Here is a 25,391-nt window from a genome sequence, read left to right as displayed (position 1 = left end):
ACCCATCCGAAGCATTGCGAAAGGCAACGCAAGCAAGTGAAACTAGGGACATGACGGACGATGACCTCGCCTTCCTCGCCGGCGCGCTGCCCGCGCCGCTGCGGCAGGACCGCATCGTCGCCATCGTCGACGGAGCTCCCGGCCTGGTCCGGACCGCCGCCCTGGCCGCGGCGCTCGGCACTAGCGAGGTGACGGTCCGGCAGGACCTCGCGGTCCTCGACCAGGAGGCCCGGCTCCGGCGGGTGCACGGCGGTGCCGTCCGCCTCGGGGCCGGTCCCGGCGAACGCCCCTTCGAGGAGACCGCCGTCGAACACCAGGCGGCCAAGGCCGCGATCGGCCGGGCGGCGGCGTCCCTCGTGCGGTCCGGCGAGTGCGTCGTCCTCGACGTCGGCACCACCCCGGCCGCGGTCGCGGCGGCGCTCGTCGCCCGCACGGACCTCGTCGACGTCACCGTCGTGACGAACTCGCTCACCACCGCGCTCGCGCTCGAGCCGGCCGTGCCCCGGTTCACCGTCGTCGTGACCGGGGGCACGCTGCGGCCCCTGCAGCACTCCCTCGTGGCGCCCTTCAACGGCACCGTGCTGCCGATGATCGCGGCCGACGTCGTGTTCATCGGCGGCACCGGCGTCGACGTCGAGCACGGGCTGACGAACGTGAACCTGCCCGAGACCGAGGCGAAGCGGATGCTCGCGGCCTCGGCGCGGCGTACGGTCGTGGTCGCGGACGGGTCGAAGTTCGGCCGGGCCCACATCGGGGTCGTCCGCGCGCTCGAGGACATCGACGTCGTCGTCACCGCCGGGGCGTCGGCGGACGCGGTCGCCACGATCCGGTCGGCCGGGGTCCAGGTCCTCGTGGCCGACGGCGGCGACGACCGCACCGCACCCTCCGGAAGGAACCACACGCCATGACCGCAGCACCCACCGGTGGCCAGTACCACCTGCACCACGCCGGCCCCGACGGCGTCGTCGAAGCCGTCGTCACCGAGGTCGCGGCCGGCATCCGCGAACTCCGGGTCGCGGGCTTCGACCTGACCGAGCCGTTCCCGGTCACGGAGCAGCCGCCCGGCGCGAACGGCATCGTCCTCGCGCCCTGGCCGAACCGGGTCGCGGGCGGCGTCTGGCAGCTCGACGGCAGGGCGCAGCAGCTCGACGTCACCGAACCGAAGTACGGCAACGCCTCGCACGGACTCCTGCGCTTCGCGCCGTACCGCGTCGTGACCCAGACCGAGACCGGCATCGTGCAGCAGGCGACGATCCACCCGCAGCACGGCTGGCCCTTCACCCTCGAGACCCGGGTGCACCACGAACTCGTCGACGACGGCATCCGCGTGACCCACGAGGTCACGAACCGCTCCGGGGTGCGCGCGCCCTTCGCCGTCGGGGCCCACCCGTACCTGCGCGCCGGCGACACCCCCGCCGACGACCTCGTCGTCACGCTCGACGCGGCGACCGCGTTCACGGTCGACGACCAGAAGGTGCCGAACGGCACGGTGTCCGTCGACGGCACCGGGTTCGACCTGCGGCAGGGGCGTCGTGCCGGCGATTCGGACCTCGACACCGCCTACACCGACATCACGCCGGACGCCGACGGGGTGCGGCACACGACGCTGCACGGCCCGGAGGGCGACGGCGTCCAGCTCTGGCAGGACGCGTCGTTCCCCTACGTGCAGGTCTTCACGTCGCGGGAGTTCCCGCGCGGCGACGGCACGGGTCTGGCGGTGGCCGTCGAACCGATGACAGCACCCGCGAACGCGCTCAACTCGGGCGAGGGGCTGCGCTGGCTCGAACCCGACGAGACCTGGACGGGCAGCTGGGGCATCCGCCGCGTCTGGTCCTGAGCCGGGCCGCCCGGCCCGCTCACCGCGATCCGCCTCGCGAAAGCGACTCCGTCCCGCCGAAGGATCGCGGGAACGTGTCGCTCTGGCGGAGTCGTCGCGGGCGGGAAACGGCGATCTGTCGCTTCGACGGGGGAATCACCGCCCCGTTGGACGCAGGAACGTCGCCCCACTGAACGCACGAACGCCGCTCCGCTGCACGCACGAACGCCGCCCCGATGCGGGGCGGCGTTCGTCGTCTCGGAGCTGCGGGTCAGCCGCGGCGCATCCGCAGGGCCTCGACCGCAAGGGACTCGCTCGGGTAGCGGCCCACCTCGTGCGCCCAGGCGGGGTCGTCGCCGCGCAGGGCGACGAACTCCTTGCGCTGCTTGCAGACGTACCCGAGGACCGCGGTGGCCGAGGCGACCTCGACGAAGTCCGTGCGGATGTGGCGGGTGGTGACCTGGGCGTTCCGACGGAGCGTGTCGAGCAGGAGCTCGTTGCTCATCGTCGTGTTGGTCGCTGCTGCGAGCTCGACGAGGCGGCGCGCGTCACCGGTGGTGCTGGTCTGCGTGGCGTCGATGGGCTCGGACACGATGTGTACCCCGTTCGTTCGTGGTGGTGCGGTGCTGCAGGATCCGCTGATCGGATCCGGGAACGACACTATCGGCGTCGGGCCAGCAGATCGCTGGACGTCGACTGGGTTGTGCAGAGGAAACGCCATGAGGCCCCTGTGGGCGTCTTGTACCCCGAGGGCTCGTCAGTGCGTCAGGCGCACTGTTCGTCGCCGTCGGCAGGCCCTGCGAGCTCGTCGAGGGACTGCGCGACGCGGTCGGCGAGGTACTGGTACCCCGCGTCGTTGAGGTGCGCGCCGTCGGAGGCCTGGTAGCGCGGGCTGTTCGCCGCCGTGAACCACCCGCCGCCGAGCGCGTCGATGTACGGCACACCCGCTGCGGCCGCCCCCGCTGAGACGGACGCGGCGACCCCGGTGGTGGACTGTGCCCACGGCTGCGGTGCCGACGGGCCGACGGCCACGACGACCGCATCCGGCCAGGTCTGCTCGGCCGTCCGGAGCGTGCGCTCGACCCGCGCCTGCAGCATCTCGGCGTCGACGAGCCAGTCGTTCTGGCTGCCCTGCACGAGCACGAGCTGCGGGTCGAACGCCGCGTGCCGCTCGATGCGCGGGCCGTACGTGTAGTGCGACGACCCGGTCCGGCCGGTGTCGACGTAGCCGGTGCCCGGGTAGCCGTCGATCTTCGCGTTCCAGTGCCGGTCGGCGACGATGTCCTGCGCCCACCCGTGCAGGCCGGTCGTCGACCCACGCCCCGAGGTGTACGAGTCGCCGACGATGAGCACACGCGAACCGGGTGCGATCGCCGCTGCGACCTTCGAGGCCGAGGCTCCCGACGACGTCGTGACCGGCTGGCAGGCGCTCGACACACTCGGCAGGATCACGAGCAGACCGATGACCCCGAGGGCCATGGTGCCGAGGGCGATGCCCGGGAACACGCGGCGGCGTCGCCGGACCGCGGCAGGGCTGTCGGCGCCCGGCCGTCCGCGGTCAGATCGTCGTGCCATCGACTCCATCGTAGACAACGGTGTCGGCGCATCTGCCGAGCGACAGGCAGCTCGACGCCGGACATCGATCCGGCGTTCGGGAGGTGGTGGGCCCCGTGGGGCTCGAACCCACGACCCTCGGATTAAAAGTCCGGTGCTCTACCAACTGAGCTAGAGGCCCTCACCCGCAAGGCTAGCGGGTGAGGGCCTCCAGGAAGAACCGGTCGGAGCGGGGTCAGCCCCGACGTCCCGTGAGCGTGCGGACCACCCACAGGACGACCGCGATGACGAGCAGGACGATGCCCACCCAGAGCAGGAACTTCAAGCTCGCGGCGAAGCCGCCGACGAAGAGCAGGATGACCGCGATGACGGCCAGGATGATGAGCAGGGGGTTCACGAGGGGGTCCTCTCTTGCGCGTCCGGGAGGGGTGCCTCCCTGCCCGAGCAGAGTACGCGCGGCGGCACCGTTGCGTTCTGGGCGAACGAGGGGCGGGCGTGTCACCGGCCGTGCCTACACTGACGCGGTGCCTCGCGATCACCACCGTCCCGTCCACTTCACCGACGCCGAGTTCGCCGCCATCCAGGGTGGCGAGGACCCTGCACTCGTGAACCGTGTCGCCCACGAGACCGCGAACGCGCTGCTGCACCGGGTGCGCCAGGACCCGGACCCGGCGGTGGTCGAGCGACTGGTCACCTACACGGACGTGCACGGCATCGACGCGATCGCGGAGCTCTGGGCACGCGTGGGTGCGCACACGTTGCCGGGTGCCCTGTGGCGGGTGTACCTGGTGCGCACGGTGATCCGGCAGAACCCGGAGGAGATCGCCCACCTGTTCGAGCGGGGGACGGAGCAGATCGGCACGATCGACCAGGCCGTCGCCGGCGCCGAGCAGCCGACGGGTCCCGCCGAGATCCTGACCCTGGCCGACCGCATCCTGCACGGCCTGTACACGGGTGACTTCGCCACGGCGCTCGACCGCGGCGCGGCGTTCTGCCGTCTGACCGCGGCCGGTGCGACCGCGGTGGCGGACGAGTCCGACCTGACGGCGGCCGACCGGGCGAGCGAGCTGACCACGCGGGCGCTCCGTCTCACGGAGCTGGGGGCCGACCTCACCGAGGCGGCGGCGCTCTGGCGTCGCGACAGCCTGGACTAGCGAGCAGCGGGGCGGACCCGAACCGGGCCTCCCGTCCGAGCGCCGGACACCCCACGTCCGCGCACATGGTGAGCACACGATGTCGGGTCGCGTCGCGCCACCCGACAGTTCCTGCTCACCAAGCGGAACAACCGTTCCTCCACCAAGCGGAACGACCACGACCCCGACGCCGACGCCGAACAGACGCAGACCGACCGTGACCCGCGTCCGGGCAGAGAAGAACCGGGCCGCAGAAGCGCCTCTCGGCGCGAGGCCGCTCGAAGCGGCGAATTTTGGAGCCCGGGGCTTGCTGCGGCCCGGCAGGAACGAGTCTACGAGACGTCGGCTGAGCGCACGACCCGTGTTCACTCTCGGTGGACACATCGGTCGCCGGGCGTGCCCCTGAGGACTCCCCAGGATCTGTTCCAATCCGCCTCGGGCACCGTGCCGAATCATCAGTGTGACGGGGTTCCTGACCGGCACGACGACGAGGGTCCGGTGTGACCCGGGCCGGCGCCAGCCGGTCAATTCCCTGTGGGTCACACCGGTCTCCCGTCACCAGAACGGAGCCTCGCGCCGAACTCGACGCAGACTCCCACCGACACCGATGCACCGAGAGGAGGGAAACCTGCAATGCTTGCCCTCGTGGATAGCGACACCGAACGCTGGAGCTCCGAGCCAGCACAGGCATCGCCGGACGACCTCCTCGCCCGGGTCGCGAACGGTGATCAAGCTGCATTCTCCGATCTCTACGACCTCGTCTCCGGGCGGGTCCTCGGACTCGTGACGCGGCTCCTCCGGGACCGCGCCCAGTCGGAGGAGGTCACGCAAGAGGTCTTCCTCGAGGTCTGGCAGCAAGCCACCCGCTTCGACCGCAAGCGCGGCACCGCAGCGAGCTGGATCCTCACCATGGCGCACCGCCGGGCGGTGGACCGGGTCCGGGCCTCCCAGAGCTCGCACGACCGGGACACGAAGATCGGCATCCGCGACCTCGAGGCCGGGTACGACCAGGTCTCCGAATCGGTCGAGATCCGCATCGAGCACGAACGGGTCAGCCGCGCCCTCGGCAAGCTGACCGAGTTCCAGCGCCAGGCGGTGCAGCTCGCGTACTACGGCGGCTACTCGCACAGCGAGATGGCCGAACACCTCGGTGTCCCCATCGGCACCGTCAAGACCCGTCTCCGTGACGGGATGATCCGACTCCGAGACGAGATGGGGGTGACCTCATGACCGAACGACACGACGACCCCGCCCTGCTGACGGGCGCCTACGCACTCGACGCGCTGTCCGATGACGAGCGCGCACTCCTCGAGGACGTCCTCACGACGTCACCCGAGCTGCAGGCCGAGACCGATTCACTGCGCGAGACCGCGCTCCAGCTTGCCTACGCGGTCGCTCCGATCGAGGCACCCGCGTCGCTCAAGACGTCGTTGCTGGCACAGATCGCGACGACCCCCCAGGCAGCGCCGGTCGCCTCGACCGCACACACCGCACCCGCCCAGGAGGCCCGTCCCGCGCCCGCAGCGCAGGTCACCTCCATCGACGCCGGCCCCGCCGCCGGTGGTCGGGCGTCCTCCGAGGCCCGCCGCCGCTGGTTCCAGCGCCCGGCGGTCATGCTGACCGCCGCCGCGGCCGTCGCCGCGGTGTTCTTCGGCGGACTCGGGGTCGGCTCCGTGTTCGACCCGTCGAACAGCTCCGGCCCGGGCACCACGCAGGCTTCGAGCGGCCTCGACCGCATCTACGCCGCGTCGGACTTCCAGCGCACCACGACCAAGGTCGAAGGCGGCGGGTCCGCGACGGTCGTGTGGTCGAACGACCTCGGCAAGTCCGCGGTGATCCTCGACGGCGTGCAGCAGGCGCCGAAGGGCAAGACGTACGAGCTCTGGTACATCGGCGGCGAGGCCGAGGGCGGCGCCATCACGGCCGCGGGCCTGGTCGACGGTGCCGCGGACGGCGTGCACTCCGCCGTGCTGAAGGGCTCGATGTCCGACGGCGCGACGATCGGCATGACGGTCGAGCCCGCCGGCGGCTCGGACCAGCCCACGACGACCCCGATCATGGCGGTCCCCACCACCACGGCCTGAGGCCGTCGGGGCTGAGGCCGTCGGGGCTGAGCCCCTGCTTGCGTCGGGCTCCGAGTCCGACCCCGAACGACGAAACCGCTGTCGCACGACAGCGGTTTCGTCGTTTCCGCACGCCTGCACGCCTGCAACCTGCACGCCCGCCCACCTGCAACACGGGGCGCTCACGGGGAGCGAGGGGGTCGACGTCGTCCGACAGCGGGCCCCGCGCCCCCTGCACCGGGGAGCGCTCGCGGGGAGCGACGAGGTCGACGTCGTCCGACCGCGGGCCCTGCGCCCCTGCCCCGGGGAGCGCTCGCGGGAGGCGACGAGGTCGACGTCGTCCGACCGCAGTCTCGTCGTGGGTGAAGACGTGGCCGTGGCCGTGGCAGTGCACGTGGCTGTGCCCGTGGTCGATGCACGAGCATCGCGCGACGGAGCACGTGTCGTTCGACCGGTGCTCCGTCGGAACATGCGCTCGCACCGGATGCACGTGCATCCTGCGACGACCCACGAGTCGATCGACGGGTGTTCCGTCGGAACACGTGCACGCATCGGCCGTCCGGGCGCCCAACGCGGTACCCAGCGCAACCACGAGAGGCCCGGTGCGCGTCCGTGACGGACGTGCACTGGGCCTCCCGGCTGTCCGTCAGGGTGACGGACGGACGGCGATCAACCGAAGCGACCCGAGACGTAGTCCTCGGTGGCCTGCACGGACGGGTTCGAGAACATCGTGGCGGTGTCGTCGAACTCGATGAGCTTGCCCGGGGCGCCGGTGCCGGCGATGTTGAAGAACGCGGTCTTGTCGCTGACGCGCGAGGCCTGCTGCATGTTGTGGGTCACGATCACGATCGTGAACTCCTTCTTGAGGTCCTCGATCAGGTCCTCGATGGCGAGGGTCGAGATCGGGTCGAGCGCCGAGCAGGGCTCGTCCATGAGGAGCACGTCGGGCTGCACGGCGATGGCGCGGGCGATGCAGAGACGCTGCTGCTGGCCGCCGGACAGGCCCATGCCGGGCTTGTCGAGGCGGTCCTTGACCTCGTTCCACAGGTTCGCGCCCTGCAGGGAGCGCTCGACGATGTCGTCGGCCTCGGACTTCGAGATGCGCTTGTTGTTGAGCTTCACGCCCGCGAGCACGTTGTCCTTGATCGACATCGTGGGGAAGGGGTTCGGACGCTGGAAGACCATGCCGACCTGACGGCGGACGAGCACCGGGTCGACACCGGGGCCGTAGAGGTCGTCGCCGTCGATCTTGACCGAGCCCTCGACCCAGGCGCCGGGGATGACCTCGTGCATGCGGTTGAGCGTGCGGAGGAACGTGGACTTGCCGCAGCCGGACGGGCCGATGAACGCGGTGACGGTGCGGGGTTCGATGGTGATGTCGACCCCCTCGACCGCCTTGAACTTCGAGTAGTAGACGTTGAGGCCGTCGACCTCGATGCGCTTGGACACGTGGATCCTTCTGGTGGGTGGGGAAGTGGGTTCGCTAGCGCGAGAGCTTGGGGGCGAAGAGGCGGGTGATGAACCGGGCCAGCAGGTTGAGCAGCATCACGATGAGGATGAGCACGAGTGCGGCGGTCCAGGCCCGGTCGACGAACGGCACCGGGTTGGCGCCCTGCTGCGAGTACTGCGTGTACGCGTACACGGGCAGCGTCATCATCGGGTCCTTGAACAGGTCGTAGTTCATGCTCGCGGTGAAGCCGGCCGTGACGAGCAGCGGGGCGGTCTCGCCGATGACGCGGGCGATCGAGAGCATGACGCCGGTGGTGATGCCGGCGAGGCTCGTCGGGAGCACGACCTTGAGGATGGTGAGGTACTTCGGCACGCCGAGCGCGTACGAGGCCTCGCGGAGCTCCATCGGCACGATCTTCAGCACCTCTTCGGTGGAGCGCACGACGATCGGGATCATCAGGACGCTCAGGGCGACGGAGCCGACCAGGCCGAAGCGGGCGCCCGGGCCGAGGAAGAGCGCGAACAGCGAGTAGGCGAACAGACCCGCGACGATCGACGGGATGCCCGTCATGACGTCGACGAAGAACGTGATGCCCTTCGCGAGTGCGCCGCGGCCGTACTCGACCAGGTAGATCGAGGTGAGCAGCCCGATCGGCACTGAGATGAGCGCCGCGAACAGCGTGATCTCGAGCGTGCCGACGAGGGCGTGGACGGCGCCGCCGCCCTCGGAGATGACGCCGCGCATCGAGTACGAGAAGAAGTTGGCGTCGAAGCGGGCGAGGCCGTCGGCGAGGACGGTCCACAGGAGCGACACGAGCGGCAGCAGAGCGATGACGAACGCCGTGACGACGAGGGAGGTGACGAGGCGGTCGACCGCCTGCCGGCCGCCCTCGACGATGCGGGAGACCACGACGATGAGGACGTCGAACAGCACGGTGCCGAGGAAGAGCGCGGCGACGACGTTGAAGTCGCCGACCGAGCCGCCGGCGTTGAGCAGGGCGAAGACCGCGACGAGCGCGACCCAGCTGCCGACGAGGAGCAGCCACGGCACGGACTTGTGCAGCTTGCCGTTGGCGTAGACGTTGCCGGCCGTGCCGGTCTGACGGAGCGCGAGGGACATCGGGTGCGACCTCTCAGCTGACCCGCGAGCGGACGATGTACCGCGCGAGCATGTTGATGACCAGGGTGATGACGAACAGGATCAGACCCGAGGCGATGAGGGCGTTCAGGGCAGTGCCGGAGGCCTCGGCGAACTGCAGGGCGATGTTCGCCGCGATCGTCGAGGGGTTCTGCGACGTCAGCATCTGGAAGGTGATGTTGGTCGACACGGAGAGCACGAGGGCGATCGCCATCGTCTCGCCGAGCGCGCGGCCGAGGCCGAGCATGATCGCGGACACGATGCCGGACTTCGCGAACGGCAGGACCGACAGGCGGATCATCTCCCAGCGGGTCGCGCCGAGGGCCAGGGCGGCTTCCTCGTTGAGGGTCGGCGCCTGCAGGAAGATCTCGCGCATGACCGCGGTCATGATCGGGATCGCCATCACGGCGAGGACGATCGACGCCGTCAGGATGGTGCGGCCGGTGCCGGAGACCTGGCCGGAGAACAGCGGGAACCAGCCGAGGTACTCGTTCAGGAAGGCGTAGAAGGGCTTCACGAACGGGGCGAGCACGACGATGCCCCAGAGGCCGTAGACGACCGACGGCACCGCTGCCAGCAGGTCGATCACGTAGCCGAGCACCGGGGCGAGGCGCCGCGGTGCGAAGTGCGAGATGAAGAGGGCGATCCCGAGGGCGAGCGGCACGGCGATCACGAGCGCGATGAGCGCGGACCAGACGGTGCCGAAGACGAGCGGACCGACGTACTGCCAGAAGCTCGTCGCGTTGTTCGGGAGCTCACCGGCCTTCGCGGCGAACGCGGGGATGCTCTGCCAGACCAGGAAGGCGGCGACGAGCACGAGCACGAAGAGGATGACGCCGCCGGCGATGACCGACGCGGCGGAGAAGACCCGGTCACCGACGCGGACGACGGCCTTCGGCTTGGTGGGGGTGACGGTGGCCCCTGGCTGGGCCGGTGCGGTCGTCATGGGACTCCTGTCGGAGGAACGCCGGGGGAGGCGACGGTTCGGGGGTGTGGGGCTGGACGCCCGGTGGACGGGCGAAGTGCCCGGACGCCGGTCAGGTGGGTGGGACCGGCGTCCGGGCACTCAGGGTGCTACTTGATCGAGTCGACCGCGGCCTTGGCCTTCTCGGCGAGGTCGTCCGACAGCGGAGCCGACTTGGCCTCCTTGGCGGCGGCGTCCTGCGCCTCGCTGCTGACGACGTAGTCGAGGTAGCCCTTCACCAGCGCGGCCTTGTCGGCGTCCTTGTACTCCTGGCACGCGATGGCGTAGGAGACGAGGACGAGCGGCCAGGCGCCGTCGGCGGTGTCCTTGCGGTCGATGGAGATCGCAAGGTCGTTGTCCTCACGGCCCGACACGAGGTCGGAGTCGGCGACGACCTGGGCAGCGCCCTCGGCCGAGAGCTCGGTGGCCTTGTCGCCGACCATGAGCTTCGCCTTGTCGAGCGAACCGGCGCCCGAGTCGTCGATGTAGGTGATCGCGTTCGAGGCGCTGCCCATGGCCGAGGCGACACCCGAGGTGCCCTTGGCCGCGTCGCCGACCGAGTACGGGAAGGTCTGGCTCGGCTCTTCGGTCCAGACGTCGCCGGCGTTCGCCGAGACGTACTCGGAGAAGTTCTGCGTGGTGCCCGAGTCGTCGGAGCGGTGCACGACCGTGATGTCCGCGTCCGGCAGGTCGACGCCGTCGTTCAGGTCGGCGATCTGCGAGTCGTCCCACTTGGTGATCTTGCCCGAGAAGATGCCCGCGATGGTCTTCGCGTCGAGGGTCAGGTCGCTGACACCGTCCACCTTGTAGGCGATGGCGATCGGGGAGATGTAGACCGGGATGTCGATGCCCTTGGAGTCCGCGGCGCACGCCTCGAACGTGCCCGAGAGCTCCTCGTCCTTCAGCGCGGCGTCCGAGCCGGCGAAGTCCGATGCGCCCGACATGAAGTTCTCGCGCCCGGCGCCGGAGCCGTCCGGCGAGTAGTTGACCGTCACGCCGGAGGCCATGTCCTGGAAGCCGGCGGCCCAGGTCGCCTGCGCGGTGCCCTGCGCCGACGAGCCGGAAGCGGTCAGGGTGCCGGTGAGGTCGGAGCTGGTGCCCGAGCCGGAGGAGGCGCCGTTGCCAGCGTCCTCGTTCGCCGCGCAGGAGGAGAGCACGACTGCGCCGGCGATCGCGATTGCTGCGATCGAACCGATTCGCTTGATGTTCACAGGGGTCCCTTCGGGAATGTCATTGCAGGTGGGACCGCTGCTGGTCCCGTGGGCCGGTGCTGACCCGGGAGCGACTGTAGGGACGCGAGGTGACGGGACCCACCCGCGTTGGTGAACGGCAGGTGAACGAGGGGTTGTCCCGGACCGGGCGGCGTGCGCCGCACCCGCGCGGGGAGCAGGATCGGGAGCACTGTGCGCGTGTTCGGAACATGCAGACGCATGATCGCGGGCGGGCGCGACGGGCGCGGGCGCGCGGGCACGACGGGTGCGGGCGCGACGGGCGCACGGGCGCGCGGCACGGCGCCGGCGCGCGCTACGCCGGGACGGTGTTGCGGTGCGTCTCGACGGCGACGAGGGTGCCGTCGGCGATGTGCATCACGGAGAAGTCGCCGACCGAGAGCATCGCGGCCCGGCGCAGGTCGAACCGGCCGGAGTCGTCCGCGGTCGCGGTGGCGATCCGTGCGATGAGGTCGGGCAGCACGGGCCCGTGCGAGCAGAGCACGACGGTCTTGCCCTTGTCGAGGCGGCGGCGCACGACGCCCTTGACGTCGGCCGCGCCGCGGTCGTGGGCGTCCTGGCTGATGTCCGCGGTGCTCGCGACCCCGACCTTCGTCGTCGCCGACAGCGGCTCGACGGTGGCCAGGCAGCGGGCGGCGGTGCTCGACACGATCTTCTTCGGGCCGAACGCCGCGACCGCGGGGGCGGCGGCCTTCGCCTGGGACCGTCCCACCGGCAGGAGCGGGCGGGTCGCGTCCGGGCCGTTCCACTCCGAGCCGGGCACGGTCTTCGCGTGCCGCAGGGCGATGAGCGCGAACGTGCGGTGCTGACCCGCGGCGGCGCGCTCGGCGAACCGGTCGAGGATCGCGACGTCGCGCTCGTACGTCAGGCGGTTCCGGGCGTCGTCGATCGTGACCCACTCGAGCGCGGCGACCTCGTGGTTCGGCGTGAACGCGCCGGCCCGGGCGTACTCCTTCGCGGACACCCGCGCGGCCCAGTAGTGCACGACCTTGTCGCGGCCGTTCGGCAGGACGTACTCGGCGGTGCCGAGCGGCGCGCCGAGGTGCACGCGGTACCCGGTCTCCTCGGCGATCTCGCGCACCGCGGTGGTCGGTACGGCCTCGCCTGGGTCGACCTTGCCCTTGGGCAGTGAGACGTCCTTGTGGTGGTCGCGGTGGATGAGCAGCACGAGGGGCGTGCCTTCCTCCTCGCGCCAGACGACGGCGCCCCCGGCCACGACCGGGCCCGCGGAACCGCCGCTCACCGAGTGGAGCGCTTCCGCGCCGAGATCTTCCGCATGGTCACATTCTGCACGTCCTCGAGCGGGCGGCCGGCATCGTCCGTGGAGTGCCGGGTCCACTCGCCGTCGGACTCGAGGTGCCACGAGCTCGCGGTGTCCGCCATCGCGAGGTCGAAGAGCTCCTGCACCTCGGCGATGTGGTCCGGCGCGGTGAGCCGTACCAGGGCCTCGACGCGGCGGTCCAGGTTGCGGTGCATCATGTCTGCGCTGCCGATGAACACCGCCGGGTCGCCGTCGTTGTGGAACGCGAAGGCACGGGAGTGCTCGAGGTAGCGGCCGACGATGCTCCGCACCCGGATGGTGTCGCTGACGCCCTCCATGCCGGGCTTGAGCGAGCAGATGCCGCGGACCCAGACGTCGACGGGGACCCCGGCCTGGCTGGCCAGGTAGAGCGCGTCGATGATCTGCTCGTCGACCATCGAGTTCACCTTGATGCGGATGCCCGACGGCTTGCCGGCGCGGGCGTTCGCGGCCTCGGTCTGGATGCGCTTCAGCAGGCCCTTCCGCAGGTGCAGCGGGGCCACGAGCAGCCGCTTGAACTTCTTCTCGATGGCGTAGCCGGACAACTCGTTGAACAGCCGCGTGAGGTCCTTGCCGACGGTGTCGTCCGCGGTGAACAGGCCCATGTCCTCGTAGATGCGCGAGGTCTTCGGGTTGTAGTTGCCCGTGCCGATGTGGCTGTAGTGCTTGAGCGTGCCGCCCTCCTGCCGGATGACGAGCACGAGCTTCGAGTGCGTCTTCAGCCCGACCAGGCCGTAGACCACGTGCACGCCGGCCTTCTCGAGCTTGCGGGCCCAGGTGATGTTGTTCTGCTCGTCGAAGCGCGCCTTGATCTCGACGAGCGCCAGGACCTGCTTGCCGGCGGCGGCCGCGTCGATGAGGGCCTCGACGATGGGGCTGTCGCCCGACGTGCGGTACAGCGTCTGCTTGATCGCGAGCACGTTCGGGTCGGCGGCGGCCTGCTCGAGGAACGCCTGCACGCTCGTCGCGAAGGACTCGTACGGGTGGTGCACGAGGACGTCCTTCGCCGCGATGGCGCGGAACAGGTCCGGCTTGGTGTTCGGTTCGCCCGGCTGGAACTGCACGGGCGTCGTCGGCACGTGCTTCGGGTAGTGCAGGTCGGGGCGGTTGATCTTCGCGATCTCGAACAGTCCGCCGAGGTCGAGCGGCGACGGCAGGCGGAAGACCTCTTGTTCGGTGATGTCGAGCTCGCGCACGAGCAGGTCGAGCGTCACCGGGTCCATGTCCTCGGTGATCTCGAGGCGGATCGGCGGCCCGAACCGGCGGCGCAGGAGCTCGCGCTCGAGGGCCTGGATGAGGTTCTCGGCCTCGTCCTCCTCGATCTCGACGTCCTCGTTGCGGGTGACCCGGAACACGTGGTGCTCGAGGACCTCCATCCCCGGGAACAGGTCGTCGAGGTGGTTCGCGATGAGGTCCTCGAGGGGGATGAAGCGCATCCGGCCGGAGTTGTCGTCCGGCAGCTTGATGAAGCGGGAGAAGTTCTGCGGCACCTTGAGGCGCGCGAACTCCTGGCGCTGCGACTTCGGGTTGCGCACCCGCACGGCCAGGTTGAGCGAGAGCCCGGAGATGTAGGGGAAGGGGTGCGCCGGGTCGACCGCCAGGGGCATGAGCACCGGGAAGATCTGCTCGTTGAAGTACTCGCGCATGCGCTGCCGGTCGGCCTCGTCGAGGTCGGACCAGTGCTCGACGTGGATGCCCGCGGCGTCCAGGTCGGGCTTGAGCGACCCGATGAAGGCCTGCGCGTGCCGGTCCTGCAGTTCGTGCGCCTTCGTGGCGATGTCGCGCAGGACGTCGCTCGGGGCACGGCCGACGTTGGTCGGCACCGCGATGCCGGTGTCGATGCGGCGCTTCAGGCCGGCGACCCGCACCATGAAGAACTCGTCGAGGTTGGACGCGAAGATCGCCAGGAAGTTCGCCCGTTCGAGCAGGGGCTGCGTGCGGTCCTCGCCCAGTTCGAGCACGCGCTGGTTGAACCGGAGCCAGCTCAGCTCGCGGTCGAAGTAGCGGTCCGAGGGCAGCGACTCGTGCTCGATCTCGACGACCTCGTCGAAGTCGTCGAGGTCGGGTGCGACGGATTCGCCGTCGAGCTGCGGTTCGGTGTCCATCCCCACATCCTGCCACCCGACCACCGCCGTCGGACCGGCTCCGGTGGCCGCTGTGGGAACGCGCGGTGAACGGCGGTCAGCGTGTGGTGGACCGGACGAACTCGCCCCACGGTCCCGGTGCCCGCAGGTCGAGCCACGCGCACAGGTACGGGTAGGCGGCGTCTGTCGCGAGCACCGTGATCGTGCCCGGGTACCCCTTCGCCTGCATGTCGAGACCACCGAAGCGGTTCGTCGTCGGGCGAATGCGCGAGATCGCCCCGGGACCGACCTCCTGCGTCGCGCGGAACATCGGCGTGACGACGAGCCGGTCGTCGTGGCCCTCGATGCGGCGACGCGCGATCCCGTTGCCGAGCAGCAGGAACAGGACGCCGAACAGGCCGACGGCGGTGCCGAACAGCAGGGGACCCGCGGCCTCGGGGTCGCCGCTCATGGCGAGGCTGAGCAGCATGAGGAGCGCACCGAGCACCAGGAACACGATGCCGAACACGCGCAGCAGCACCGGGTGCCACCGGCGGGCGCGGACCGTGAAGAGCGCCCCGGGTGCCTCGTCGCCGACGAGCGTGCTCGGCGGTCGCCGGCGGTCGCCCCGATGCACGAGCGCGGTGACGGCGGCCGGGATCGCGACCATCGCCGCCATGGCGATCGCGACCGACGGGATCGTCGTGTTCACCGTCCCGCCCCCGTGGCTCGGCGTGCGGCGTGCGGTCGCTGACGGTCCCCCTGGTCCATGCGCCGCACGCTACCAGCAGGCCAGCAGGCCAGCAGGTCAGCAGGTCAGCAGGTCAGCAGGTCAGCAGGTCAGCAGGTCAGCAGGCCAGCAGGTCAGGCGGCGGACGGCGCCGCGTACTGCACGTCGATCGCGTGCTGCGCGAAGCCGGCGCGGCGGTAGAGCGCCAGGGCCGGTTCGTTGTCGCCCTCGACGTAGAGCGCCGCCGCGGTCAGCCCGCGACCGGTCAGCCGCGCGGTGCCGGCCCGCATGAGCACGCCGCCGAGCCGCTGCCCCTGCAGGTCCGGCCGGACGGCGACGGCGTAGAACTCGCCGATGCCGTCCTCGACCTTGAGCCAGCACGAGCCGGCCAGCCGCCCGGCGGCGTCACGGAGCAGCAGCAGGTCGTCGCCGTCGAACCAGGCGTCGGCCTCGCGCGCGTGCAGGTCGTCCAGGGTCATCCGCCCCTGTTCCGGGTGGTGCGCGAACGCGGCGGCGTTCAGGGCGAGCCAGTCGGCCTCGTCGGCGGGGTCGCCGGCCCGGAACGCGGCGAGGGAGTAGCCGTCCGGCACGGCCGGGTCCGGCGCGTCGGACGCGATCGGTGCGCGGAGCTGCAGGAGTGTGCGGACCGCCGTCCAGCCGGACCGCGCCGCGAGCGCCCGGGCCGCGGGGTGGTCCCCGTGCGCCCACGCGAGCCGGGGCGCAGCGGCCCCGCCGCCCAGGGCGAGCGCCTGCTCGACGAGGGCGGTGCCGAGGCCGCGGCCCCGGGCCTCCCGGGCGACCACGAGTTCCAGCTCGCCGTCGCGCACGACCGCGACCCCGCGCTCGTCGCCGAGCACCGTCGCGCGCCCCGCGCGCACGTCGACCAGGGTCTGGTCGGAGAACGGGGGTGCCTCGTCGGGGACGACGAAGCGGTCGAGGTCGGGGAGCACTACTGGCCCGCCAGGCGCTCGGCCTCGTCGTCGTAGACGTTGAAGCGGTAGCCGACGTTGCGGACGGTGCCGATGAGCGACTCGAGGTCGCCGAGCTTCGCGCGGAGTCGCCGGACGTGCACGTCGACCGTGCGGGTGCCGCCGAAGTAGTCGTAGCCCCAGACCTCGCTGAGCAGCTGCTCGCGGGTGAACACGCGGGACGGGTGGGTGGCGAAGAAGCGCAGGAGCTCGAACTCCTTGAAGGTCAGGTCGAGCGGCCGGCCGCGCACCTTCGCCGAGTAGCTGGCCTCGTCGATGACGACACCGGACGCCTGGATCTTCGAGCTGGACTGCCCCTTCGACGCGCGGCCGGACGACAGCCGGATGCGGGCGTCGATCTCGGCCGGGCCGGCGGTCTCGAGCACCACGTCGTCGACGTTCCAGTCGCTCGTGACCGCGGTCAGGCCGCCCTCGGTGACGACGAGCACGATCGGCGTCGTCGACCCGGACGAGGCGAGGATCTTGCACAGGGCCTTCGCGCTGACCAGGTCGGTCCGGGCGTCCACGAACATCAGGTCGCTCTGCGGGGCGTTCACCAGCTGCGAGGCCTCGGCCGGCACGTGGCGGATCCGGTGGCTCAGGAGTCCCAGGCTCGGCAGGACGTCGCCGGGCGCGGTCGAGGTGAGTACCAGGAGCTGTGCCACAGGACCTCCGCGGGGTGGATGACGTCGTGGACACATCCTAGTGATGGTCGGGAACCCCGCACCCGGCCGGACGGTCCGCGACGCACGCGACCGTCTGGTCGGGAACCCCGCACCCGGCCGGACGGTCCGCGGCGCACGCGACCGTCTGGTCGGGAACCCCGCACCCGGCCGGACGGTCCGCGGCGCACGAGCGACCGTACTGCCATGATGGAGCGCGTGACCGAGCCCGTGCAGCCCCTCGACCAGCGTCGCCTCCGTCTGACGTCCGTGCTGCCGGTCTGGGTGCTGGCCGTCGTCGGCGCCGTGCTCGTGCTCACGCTGACCGAGCGCGACGCGTTCGCCTGGCTGCTGCTCGTCTTCGTCGCCTGCGTGATGGTCAGCTTCGTGCTGCAGCTCATCACGGCCACGAAGGACGGTCTGGTCGAACGCATCAGCATCGCGTCGTCCGGCGCCTTCGTCGTGGTGCTCGCCACCGCGGTGGTGCTCCTGGCGCGTTGAGCCGCTCCGCGTAGACTCGGGGCATGGATTCGCTGCTTGCGCTCGAGCTGTTCTACGTCGGCCTCCTCGGCCTGGCGTCGCTCGCGATCGCGTTCATCTCGGTGACCGTGATCGTGAAGCTGTTCAAGGGTCAGCGTTGATCGAGCTGCCCGAAGGGCTCGCCCCCGAACTGGTCCCGCTGTCGTGGCTCGTCGGCGTCTGGGAGGGCACCGGCGTCGTGGAGTACCCCGTCGGTGACGACGAGGACGTCCGCAAGTACGAGTTCGGCCAGCGCGTCAGCTTCAGCCACGACGGCCTGCCGTACCTGAACTACTCGTCCACGACCTGGCTGCTCGACGACGACCACACCCCGCTCGCCGCCGAGATGGGCTACTGGCGGATCGACCGGCCGACCGAGCCCGGCGACCGCGGCCCGGCGATGCTCCTCGGCGAGGGGCCGACGCCGTTCAGCACGGTCGAGAGCGTCGAGGCGCTCCGCAACACCACCGACGGCTTCGACGTCGAGGCCGCGATCATCCACCCGACGGGCGTCAACGAGCTCTACGTCGGCCGCGTGCTGAAGGGCCGGATCGACCTGTCGACCGACGCCGTGATGCGCTCGCCGAACGCGAAGGACTACTCCGCCGCCACCCGCCTGTACGGGCTGGTCGAGGGCAAGCTCTTCTGGGCGTGGGACATCGCCGCGCTCGGCCGTGAACTCACCTCGCACGCCTCGGGGCAGCTCGCGAAGGTCGACTGATGTCGGCGTTCGCGGCGCGTGACGGGTTCGTCTCGGCCTCGGCCGCCGCGTCGGACGACGCGTCGGGCACCGGGGCGGTCGCCGCGCACTTCGGCAACCCGATCGGTGAGCAGCGCCTGCTCGCCCGGGGCCGCGCCGTGGTCGAGCTGGGGACCGGCGTCGTCACGGTGACCGGGCCGGACCGCCTGTCCTGGCTCAACTCGATCACCTCGCAGCAGCTCACCGGTCTGCCGGCGGGCGTCAGCACCGAGACCCTCGTGCTCGACCAGGCCGGCCGCGTCGAGCACGCCGCCCGCGTCGTCGACGACGGGTCGACGGTCTGGCTGCTCACCGAGCGCGCCGACGCGGCGCCGCTCGCCGGCTGGCTCGACTCGATGCGCTTCATGCTCCGGGTCGAGGTCGCCGACCGCTCCGACGCGTTCGCGACCATCGGCTGGTTCGGCGAGGCCGCCCCCTTCGCATCCGTGGACCTGCCGGAACCGCCCGTCGCCGAGTGGGTCGACCCCTGGGCCGCCGTCACGCCCGGTGGGTGGGGCTACGCCGCCCAGGAGGCCCACCCCGGCTCCGACTGGACCCTCCGCATCGCCGTGGTCACCCCCGGCACCGCGGATGCGATCGCTGCATCGGACGTCCCCGTCGCGGGGCTGCTCGCGCACGAGGCCCTGCGGATCGCCGCCTGGCGCCCGACCCTGTCCGACACCGACGACCGCACCATCCCGCACGAACTCGACTGGCTGCGCTCCGCGGTGCACCTGACGAAGGGCTGCTACCGCGGCCAGGAGACCGTCGCGAAGGTCCACAACCTCGGGCACCCGCCGCGTCGGGTCGTGCAGCTGCACCTCGACGGCTCCGACGCGGTGCTGCCCGCGCCGGGCACGCCCGTGCTGCTCGACGACCAGCAGGTCGGGCGGCTCGCCGCCTCGGCCGTGCACCACGAGCTCGGGCCGATCGGCCTCGCCGTGGTGAAGCGCTCCCTCGACCCGACGGCGACGCTGACGCTCGAGGCCGACGGCGTCGTCGTGACCGCGGCGCAGGAGACGATCGTCCCGCCCGGGGCCGGTGCGACGGCGAACGTCCCGCGGCTGCCGAGGCTCGGCGCGGTGAAGCGCTCCTAGCCGACCGCCGGACTGCCGCCGCGGCGAACCGGCCGGCGGACGCTGCGCACGACCGAAGTGAGCCCGAACCGCGCGGTCCCACGGTTCGTGTCCGCTTCGGGCGCGCGGGACGGACGGCCGCCCGGCCGCGACCCGGACCGCGCCCGGGTCAGGTGGGCACGACCGCGCCCACGTCAGGCGGGCTCGACCGCCGCCCACGGCACGGACAGCTCGCCGAGCCGCCACCGCGCCACCCCGTGCAGCACCGGCCACCCGCGGTCCCGCATCCCGCGCACGGTGGCGATCCACCGCTGCCGGGGCCCGTACGTGCCGAGCGGCGCGGCGACCGCCCACGACAGGTCGAGGTCGCCGAGGAACGCGTGCACCCGTTCGCCGGGCACGTTGCGGTGGATGAGGGCCTTCGGCAGCCGTTCCGCCACGATGCTCGGCACGTCGAGCCCGGCGAGCCGCAGCGACACCGTGAAGGTCCGCGGCGCGACGTCGTCGAGCGTCACCCACGAGGCCACCCGCCCCACCTCGTTGCACGTGCCCTCGACGAGCGCCCCGCCGGGTTGCAGCCGGTCCTGCATGATCCGCCACGAGCCGACCACCGCCGACTCGTCGTACTGCCGCAGCACGTTGAACGCCCGGATCACGGCCGGTCGGCGCTGCCCGGGCGTGGGGGTCTCGAAGCCGCCGAGCCGGAAGGTCACGCCGTCGCGGGTGCCCGCGTTCGCGAACGCCACGCGAGCCGGTTCGATCTCGATCCCGGTGACCTCGACGTCCGGCCGGACGAGCGCCAGCCGGTCGCGGAGCTCGAGCGTCGTCGTCGGCGAGGCCCCGTACCCGACGTCCGCGACGAGCGGGTCGTCGCTCCGTCGCAGGGCCGGCAGCGAGGCGATCCACCGGTCGACGCGGCGGAGCCGGTTGTACCCGGTGGTGCCGCGCGTGACGTTCCCGATGGGCATGTGGACAAGGGTACGGGGCCGGTGCTGCTCGGTAGACTCGGGGGCATGACCTCCACGCTCGTCCTGCTCCGTCACGGCAACAGTGACTGGAACCAGAAGAACCTGTTCACCGGTTGGGTCGACGTCCGGCTCAGCGAGCTGGGCGAGAAGGAGGCGAAGCGGGCCGGCGACCTCATCGCCGAGTCCGGCATCGTCCCCGACGTCCTCTACACCTCGCTCCTCACCCGCGCGATCCAGACGGCCGACATCGCGCTGCTCCAGGCCGACCTGGCGTGGCTGCCGGTGAAGCGCGACTGGCGCCTCAACGAGCGCCACTACGGCGACCTGCAGGGCAAGGACAAGGCCCAGACGCTCGAGCAGTACGGCGAGCAGCAGTTCATGGAGTGGCGCCGTTCGTTCGACGTCCCGCCGCCCCCCATCGCCGACGACGCCGAGTGGTCGCAGGCCGGTGACCGCCGCTACGCCGACCTCGGCGACCAGCTGCCCCGCACCGAGTCGCTCAAGCTCGTGATCGACCGCCTGCTGCCGTACTGGGAGTCCGACATCACGAAGGACCTGGGCGAGGGCAAGACGGTGCTGGTCACCGCGCACGGCAACTCGCTCCGCGCGCTCGTGAAGCACCTCGACGGCATCTCCGACGACGACATCGCCGGGCTGAACATCCCGACGGGCATCCCGCTGGTGTACGAGCTCGACGACGACTTCCGTCCGACGAAGCCGGCCTACTACCTCGACCCCGAGGCCGCAGCCGCCGGCGCCGCCGCCGTGGCTGCCCAGGGCGCCAAGAAGTAGCAGCACACGAGAACGCCCCGTCCGGAGTCCGGACGGGGCGTTCGTGCGAGCCCCGGAGCCGGCTCCGGTGCGATCCCTGCCGCGCGAGCAGCTCGCACGCGGACCTTCGCGAAAGCGACAGTGTGCAGCGGGTGTTCCGCCGACTCCTGTCGCTCTGCCGGGAGGAACGGATCACCGCTCCCAGGACCTGTCGCGCCCGCAGCACGGTCGGTTCCACCGCTGTGGTCGGCCGCACGAGCCGTGCGCGTTCAGACGAAGTGCGACGCGATCTCCTGCACCAGGGCGCCGACGTCGTACGGCGCGGTGGTGTCGACGCGGACCACCGGGACGCCGGGCAGCCCGACCGGTCCGGCGGTCCCCCCGTGCTCGTCCCAGAAGCCGAGCACGGACGCCAGGTCCCCGTGCACCTCGTGCCGCACCGGCACGGTGCCCGGGTCGTACCGGTCGCGCAGCCGCTCCTCGGCGGTCGCGCGGTCGGTGTCGCACCACACCTCGACGGCGCGGGGCGACCCGGCGGAGGCGAGCTGCGCCTCCAGCAGGTCCCGGTCACGTGACGGCAGCCAGACGGCGTCGAGGACGACCCCGTTCTCGACGGCCCGCGCCATGGCCCACATCGTGTCCATCGCGATGCCGCCGAGGGGGCGGGACGCGATCATCGGGCCGACGACGTCGGCCAGGGGCTCCTTGATGCGGTCCTTCGACAGGAACGGGCAGCCGAGCACCTCGGCCAGCGCCGTTCCGATCGTGCTCTTGCCGGAACCGGGCATGCCGTTGACGATGATCGCGACCTGTGCCATGCCTCGATCCTCGCAGAACGCAGCGAGCCGGACGGACCGTGGGGTCCGTCCGGCTCGGTGACGTCGGGGCGTCGGGTCAGGCGGGGGAGGCCGTCACCGACGAGGCGCCGGTCCAGTCGCCCGTCGCCAGGTACTCGACCTTCTTCGCGATCGAGACCGCGTGGTCGGCGAAGCGCTCGTGGTAGCGCGAGGCCAGGGTGGCGTCGACCGTGTCGATCGGGTTGCCCTTCCAGGTCTCACCGAGCACGAAGTCGAAGACGCTGGCGTGCAGCTCGTCCACCGCGTCGTCCTCGTCGCGGATCTCGGCGGACAGTGCGATGTCCTCGGTCGCGAGCAGACGCGTGAGCTTCTGCGCCATCGCGACGTCGTGCTTGCCCATCTCCTTGAAGGTGGGGCGGAGGCCCTTCGGCACGACCTTCTCGGGGAAGCGCTGCCGGGCGAGCTGGGCGATGTGCTCGGCCATGTCGCCCATCCGCTCGAGCGAGGAGCTCACGCGCAGGGCGGTCACGACGACGCGCAGGTCGCGGGCGACGGGTGCCTGGCGGGCGAGGATGTCGATCGCGATCTCGTCGAGGCTGTTGGCCGCCTCGTCGATCTTCGCGTCGTCGGCGATCACCTCGTCGGCGAGGGCGACGTCCGAGTCGGAGAACGCCTGCGTGGCTCGGGTGATGGCGGACTCGACGAGTCCGGCGATCTCGGTCAGTCGCTCCTGGACGTCCTGGAGTTCCTGTTGGAAGACTTCGCGCATGGGGGAGTGCCTCTCTGATGCGTACCGGACGAGTGTCGTCAGCCCAGGTGAACGAACGGTGACGTCCGGCTGAACGCTTCGCGCTCGTGGCCCGGAACCACCGCGAGCACGGGTGAACGGGGTCCGAACCCCGTGTGACGACTCCTACACTGGCGGCATGGACAACGCGTGGCTCGTGCCACTGTCGATGCTCCTCGGCGGGATCTTCGGCGCGGGCGTCGTGGTGCTGATCATCACCGCCGAGCGCACGGCACGTGCAGCCGACGTGGCGGAGCGATCGCTGCCGGACGGCGTCGCGGCCGTGATCGCCACCATGCACAACCCGGCGGTCGTCGTCGACCCGTCGAACACCGTCGTGGCGGCGTCGCCGCAGGCGCTCACCGCCGGGCTCGTCGTGCGCCGCCGACTCGTGCACCGCGAGCTGCTCGACGTCGTCGACCGGGTGCGGAAGAGCGGCGAGATGGCCTCGGAGGACCTCGAGCTCCCGCGCGGGCACCACGGGGAGCTCATCGGCTACCTGAGCTTCCGCGCCGCGCAGCTCGGCAACCGGTACGTGCTGCTCACGGCGGACGACCTGACCGAGAGCCGCCGCATCGACGAGGTGCGCCGCGACTTCGTCGCCAACATCTCGCACGAGCTGAAGACGCCCATCGGCGCGATCGGCCTGCTCGCCGAGACCCTCGTGGTCGCCGCCGACGAGCCCGAGCACGTGCGGAAGTTCGCCGCGCAGCTCATCAGCGAGTCCGAGCGGCTCGGTGCCCTGACGAAGGACATCATCGAGCTGTCCCGCCTGCAGTCGGTCGACGCGCTGCAGAACAGCGAGGACACCGGCATCGACAAGATCGTGCAGGCCGCCGTCGACGCGAACGAGGTCGTCGCCCGCGCGCGCCAGATCGAGCTCGTCCGGGCGAAGAAGACGAAGCTCCGCGTCATGGGCGACCCCGGCCTGCTGCAGGTCGCCGTGTCGAACCTCATCGCGAACGCCGTGAAGTACTCGCCGGACCGCACCCGGGTCGGGGTGGGCGTCCGGTCGTCGAAGGGCTTCGTCGAGATCGCGGTCACCGACCAGGGCGTCGGGATCCCCGAGGCCGACCTCGACCGGGTCTTCGAGCGGTTCTACCGCGTCGACCCCGCGCGGTCGCGGGCGACCGGGGGCACCGGCCTGGGGCTCGCGATCGTCAAGCACGTCGTCGGCAACCACGGCGGCGACGTGCGCGTCTGGTCGCAGCCCGGCAAGGGCTCGACCTTCACCATCCGCCTGCCCGAGGCGGACCCCGAACTGACCACAGCACTCGAAGAGCAACTGGAAGAGCAGCCATCGTGACCAAGATCCTCATCGTCGACGACGAGCCGGCCCTGAGCGAGCCCCTGGAGTTCCTGCTGCAGCGCGAGGGGTACGACACCTCCGTCGCGGCCGACGGCGTGACCGCGCTGTCGAAGTTCGACTCCGAGAACCCCGACCTCGTCCTCCTCGACCTCATGCTGCCGGGGCTCAGCGGCACCGAGGTGTGCCGGCAGATCCGCACCCGGTCGAACGCGCCGATCATCATGCTCACCGCGAAGGACTCCGAGGTGGACATCGTCGTCGGACTCGAGCTCGGTGCGGACGACTACGTGACGAAGCCGTACTCGACCCGGGAGCTCCTGGCCCGGATCCGCGCGGTCCTGCGCCGCCGCACCGAGGACGACCCGGCGGACAGCGGGATCCTGCAGGTCGGCGGCATCCGGATGGACGTCGAGCGGCACACCGTGTCGGTGGACGGCTCGGAGACGCCGATGCCGCTCAAGGAGTTCGAGCTGCTCGAGCTGCTGCTCCGGAACGCCGGGCGGGTGCTCACCCGCGGGCAGCTCATCGACCGTGTCTGGGGCTCGGACTACTTCGGGGACACGAAGACCCTCGACGTGCACATCAAGCGGATCCGCTCGAAGATCGAGCGCGTGCCGTCCACCCCGGAGGTCCTGGTGACCGTCCGCGGGCTCGGCTACCGCATCGAGGCCTGAGACGCACGGACAGGAGGCCCGGTGCGAGTCCCAGGGACTCGCACCGGGCCTCCTGTCCGAGCGGTGCGCAGCGACGCCGAGGCGACGCGCTCGGCGTCAGTCGCCGGAGGGCTCGTCCGTCGGCGTGGCCGACGGGGTCTCGACCGGCAGCGTGACCTGGCCGGTGGGCGTCGAGGTGGGGGCGAGGGTCGCGTACTCCTCCTGCGAGGAGGTCAGGACGGGGACGTTCGCCGAGACGCCCTCGGTGTCGGGGTAGGAGAAGTACACCTTCGCCAGCGAGCCCGGCTCGGCGTCGGCGCTGTCGAAGTCGAGCGTCGCGTGCTGCGAGTCGTTCGCCAGGTCGACGTGCGCGTTCGCCGGCACGAGGACGGTCTCGGTGTCGCCACCGATCTCCACCGAGACGGTGATCGCGTCGCGCTCGTCGTTGTTCACGAGCGTGCCGACGAAGCGCGCCGCGGTGCCGTCGTCCGAGATGAGGAGGGCGTTGCGCACGTCCACCTTGCCGGTCGAGACGTTGACGCCGTCCGTGATCTGCTTGATGTCGACGGTGTGCGCGGGCGACATGAACTCGCAGCCGGTGGCGCCGAGCGCGATGGTTGCCGCAACGGCGACGGACACGAGTACCCGAGCTCGCAAGAGATTCCTCCGTAAGTCACGATGAGGACCGGACGGTCCCGCACCA

Annotated in this window: 27 protein-coding genes and 1 tRNA gene; 11 read left to right on the top strand and 17 right to left on the bottom strand. The window is 71.2% G+C overall.

Features of this window, described 5'->3' with window-relative positions; translation table 11 throughout:
* Positions 1–50 precede the first annotated feature (50 nt).
* Positions 51–908, top strand: coding sequence for a DeoR/GlpR family DNA-binding transcription regulator (locus tag DEI99_RS15080; RefSeq protein ID WP_111041297.1), 858 nt, complete (start codon positions 51–53; stop codon positions 906–908).
* The gene (locus DEI99_RS15075) at positions 905–1,837 is read left to right on the top strand and encodes an aldose 1-epimerase family protein (protein WP_111041296.1); all 933 of its coding nucleotides are present in this window, start codon (positions 905–907) and stop codon (positions 1,835–1,837) included. The genes DEI99_RS15080 and DEI99_RS15075 overlap by 4 nt, the downstream gene beginning before the upstream one ends.
* Positions 1,838–2,087: 250 nt before the next feature.
* On the opposite strand, the gene DEI99_RS15070 is transcribed toward DEI99_RS15075, so the two are convergent.
* The 4 genes from DEI99_RS15070 to DEI99_RS15055 form a co-directional block, all read right to left on the bottom strand.
* Positions 2,088–2,408, bottom strand: a complete 321-nt coding sequence (locus tag DEI99_RS15070; protein ID WP_111041295.1) for a hypothetical protein — start codon at positions 2,406–2,408, stop codon at positions 2,088–2,090.
* A 173-nt stretch (positions 2,409–2,581) separates the two neighbouring features.
* Positions 2,582–3,391 (bottom strand): SGNH/GDSL hydrolase family protein, encoded by an 810-nt coding sequence (locus DEI99_RS15065; RefSeq protein WP_181434393.1) that lies wholly within the window; start codon positions 3,389–3,391, stop codon positions 2,582–2,584.
* Between the two features lie 84 nt (positions 3,392–3,475).
* Positions 3,476–3,551, bottom strand: a tRNA-Lys gene (locus tag DEI99_RS15060).
* Between the two features lie 54 nt (positions 3,552–3,605).
* Complete coding sequence (locus tag DEI99_RS15055; RefSeq protein ID WP_181434392.1) at positions 3,606–3,767, bottom strand: hypothetical protein; 162 nt, start codon at positions 3,765–3,767, stop codon at positions 3,606–3,608.
* A gap of 127 nt (positions 3,768–3,894) precedes the next feature.
* Between DEI99_RS15055 and DEI99_RS15050 the strand changes: the two genes are divergently transcribed.
* From DEI99_RS15050 to DEI99_RS15040, 3 genes are all read left to right on the top strand, one after another.
* A complete protein-coding gene (locus DEI99_RS15050; RefSeq protein WP_111041293.1) occupies positions 3,895–4,524 on the top strand; it encodes a DNA-directed RNA polymerase subunit beta in 630 nt (209 codons plus the stop codon).
* A gap of 612 nt (positions 4,525–5,136) precedes the next feature.
* Positions 5,137–5,733, top strand: a complete 597-nt coding sequence (locus DEI99_RS15045; protein WP_111041292.1) for a sigma-70 family RNA polymerase sigma factor — start codon at positions 5,137–5,139, stop codon at positions 5,731–5,733.
* Positions 5,730–6,587, top strand: a complete 858-nt coding sequence (locus tag DEI99_RS15040) for an anti-sigma factor (protein ID WP_111041291.1) — start codon at positions 5,730–5,732, stop codon at positions 6,585–6,587. Before DEI99_RS15045 ends, DEI99_RS15040 begins: the two co-directional genes overlap by 4 nt.
* A 648-nt stretch (positions 6,588–7,235) precedes the next feature.
* On the opposite strand, the gene pstB is transcribed toward DEI99_RS15040, so the two are convergent.
* From pstB to DEI99_RS14995, 9 genes are all read right to left on the bottom strand, one after another.
* On the bottom strand, positions 7,236–8,015 hold the full coding sequence (gene pstB / locus DEI99_RS15035) for a phosphate ABC transporter ATP-binding protein PstB (protein ID WP_071254077.1): 780 nt from the start codon (positions 8,013–8,015) through the stop codon (positions 7,236–7,238).
* Positions 8,016–8,049: 34 nt separating this feature from the next.
* Positions 8,050–9,135, bottom strand: coding sequence for a phosphate ABC transporter permease PstA (gene pstA / locus DEI99_RS15030; protein ID WP_071297088.1), 1,086 nt, complete (start codon positions 9,133–9,135; stop codon positions 8,050–8,052).
* A gap of 13 nt (positions 9,136–9,148) precedes the next feature.
* A complete protein-coding gene (gene pstC / locus DEI99_RS15025) occupies positions 9,149–10,099 on the bottom strand; it encodes a phosphate ABC transporter permease subunit PstC (RefSeq protein ID WP_111041290.1) in 951 nt (316 codons plus the stop codon).
* Between the two features lie 128 nt (positions 10,100–10,227).
* Positions 10,228–11,328, bottom strand: a complete 1,101-nt coding sequence (pstS, locus tag DEI99_RS15020; RefSeq protein ID WP_111041289.1) for a phosphate ABC transporter substrate-binding protein PstS — start codon at positions 11,326–11,328, stop codon at positions 10,228–10,230.
* A gap of 313 nt (positions 11,329–11,641) precedes the next feature.
* On the bottom strand, positions 11,642–12,589 hold the full coding sequence (locus DEI99_RS15015) for an NUDIX hydrolase (protein ID WP_111041288.1): 948 nt from the start codon (positions 12,587–12,589) through the stop codon (positions 11,642–11,644).
* The gene (locus DEI99_RS15010; RefSeq protein WP_071297087.1) at positions 12,586–14,751 is read right to left on the bottom strand and encodes an RNA degradosome polyphosphate kinase; all 2,166 of its coding nucleotides are present in this window, start codon (positions 14,749–14,751) and stop codon (positions 12,586–12,588) included. The genes DEI99_RS15015 and DEI99_RS15010 overlap by 4 nt, the downstream gene beginning before the upstream one ends.
* Positions 14,752–14,827: 76 nt before the next feature.
* Positions 14,828–15,421 (bottom strand): hypothetical protein, encoded by a 594-nt coding sequence (locus DEI99_RS15005; RefSeq protein ID WP_111041287.1) that lies wholly within the window; start codon positions 15,419–15,421, stop codon positions 14,828–14,830.
* A gap of 152 nt (positions 15,422–15,573) precedes the next feature.
* Positions 15,574–16,389: a mycothiol synthase gene (mshD, locus tag DEI99_RS15000; protein WP_111041286.1), complete on the bottom strand. Its 816-nt coding sequence runs from the start codon at positions 16,387–16,389 to the stop codon at positions 15,574–15,576.
* Positions 16,389–17,072, bottom strand: a complete 684-nt coding sequence (locus DEI99_RS14995; RefSeq protein ID WP_071254096.1) for a response regulator transcription factor — start codon at positions 17,070–17,072, stop codon at positions 16,389–16,391. The genes mshD and DEI99_RS14995 overlap by 1 nt, the downstream gene beginning before the upstream one ends.
* A gap of 204 nt (positions 17,073–17,276) precedes the next feature.
* Between DEI99_RS14995 and DEI99_RS14990 the strand changes: the two genes are divergently transcribed.
* From DEI99_RS14990 to ygfZ, 3 genes are all read left to right on the top strand, one after another.
* Complete coding sequence (locus DEI99_RS14990) at positions 17,277–17,570, top strand: hypothetical protein (protein WP_284180882.1); 294 nt, start codon at positions 17,277–17,279, stop codon at positions 17,568–17,570.
* 136 nt (positions 17,571–17,706) lie between these two features.
* Entirely contained in the window at positions 17,707–18,309 is a 603-nt protein-coding gene (locus DEI99_RS14985; protein WP_071254098.1) for a heme-binding beta-barrel domain-containing protein, read from the top strand.
* Positions 18,309–19,424, top strand: a complete 1,116-nt coding sequence (gene ygfZ, locus DEI99_RS14980) for a CAF17-like 4Fe-4S cluster assembly/insertion protein YgfZ (protein WP_111041284.1) — start codon at positions 18,309–18,311, stop codon at positions 19,422–19,424. Before DEI99_RS14985 ends, ygfZ begins: the two co-directional genes overlap by 1 nt.
* Before the next feature lie 173 nt (positions 19,425–19,597).
* Here the strand turns inward: ygfZ and DEI99_RS14975 are convergent, their stop codons facing one another.
* On the bottom strand, positions 19,598–20,371 hold the full coding sequence (locus DEI99_RS14975; RefSeq protein WP_071297082.1) for a class I SAM-dependent methyltransferase: 774 nt from the start codon (positions 20,369–20,371) through the stop codon (positions 19,598–19,600).
* 45 nt (positions 20,372–20,416) lie between these two features.
* Here DEI99_RS14975 and DEI99_RS14970 point away from each other — a divergent pair, with 45 nt between their 5' ends.
* Positions 20,417–21,163, top strand: coding sequence for a phosphoglyceromutase (locus DEI99_RS14970; protein WP_071297081.1), 747 nt, complete (start codon positions 20,417–20,419; stop codon positions 21,161–21,163).
* A gap of 248 nt (positions 21,164–21,411) precedes the next feature.
* Here the strand turns inward: DEI99_RS14970 and DEI99_RS14965 are convergent, their stop codons facing one another.
* Complete coding sequence (locus tag DEI99_RS14965) at positions 21,412–21,960, bottom strand: P-loop nucleotide/nucleoside kinase family protein (RefSeq protein WP_111041283.1); 549 nt, start codon at positions 21,958–21,960, stop codon at positions 21,412–21,414.
* 76 nt (positions 21,961–22,036) lie between these two features.
* On the bottom strand, positions 22,037–22,708 hold the full coding sequence (gene phoU / locus DEI99_RS14960; protein WP_071254109.1) for a phosphate signaling complex protein PhoU: 672 nt from the start codon (positions 22,706–22,708) through the stop codon (positions 22,037–22,039).
* Between the two features lie 157 nt (positions 22,709–22,865).
* Here phoU and DEI99_RS14955 point away from each other — a divergent pair, with 157 nt between their 5' ends.
* Entirely contained in the window at positions 22,866–24,032 is a 1,167-nt protein-coding gene (locus DEI99_RS14955) for a sensor histidine kinase (protein ID WP_111041282.1), read from the top strand.
* Entirely contained in the window at positions 24,029–24,709 is a 681-nt protein-coding gene (locus tag DEI99_RS14950) for a response regulator (protein WP_071254112.1), read from the top strand. Before DEI99_RS14955 ends, DEI99_RS14950 begins: the two co-directional genes overlap by 4 nt.
* 96 nt (positions 24,710–24,805) lie before the next feature.
* On the opposite strand, the gene DEI99_RS14945 is transcribed toward DEI99_RS14950, so the two are convergent.
* A complete protein-coding gene (locus tag DEI99_RS14945) occupies positions 24,806–25,345 on the bottom strand; it encodes a hypothetical protein (RefSeq protein ID WP_146247085.1) in 540 nt (179 codons plus the stop codon).
* Positions 25,346–25,391: the final 46 nt, after the last annotated feature.

Source organism: Curtobacterium sp. MCLR17_036 (assembly GCF_003234445.2).
Classification (GTDB): Bacteria; Actinomycetota; Actinomycetes; order Actinomycetales; family Microbacteriaceae; genus Curtobacterium.
Note: the sequence above shows the minus strand (reverse complement) of the source record. Positions and strands in the feature narration are given on the sequence as shown.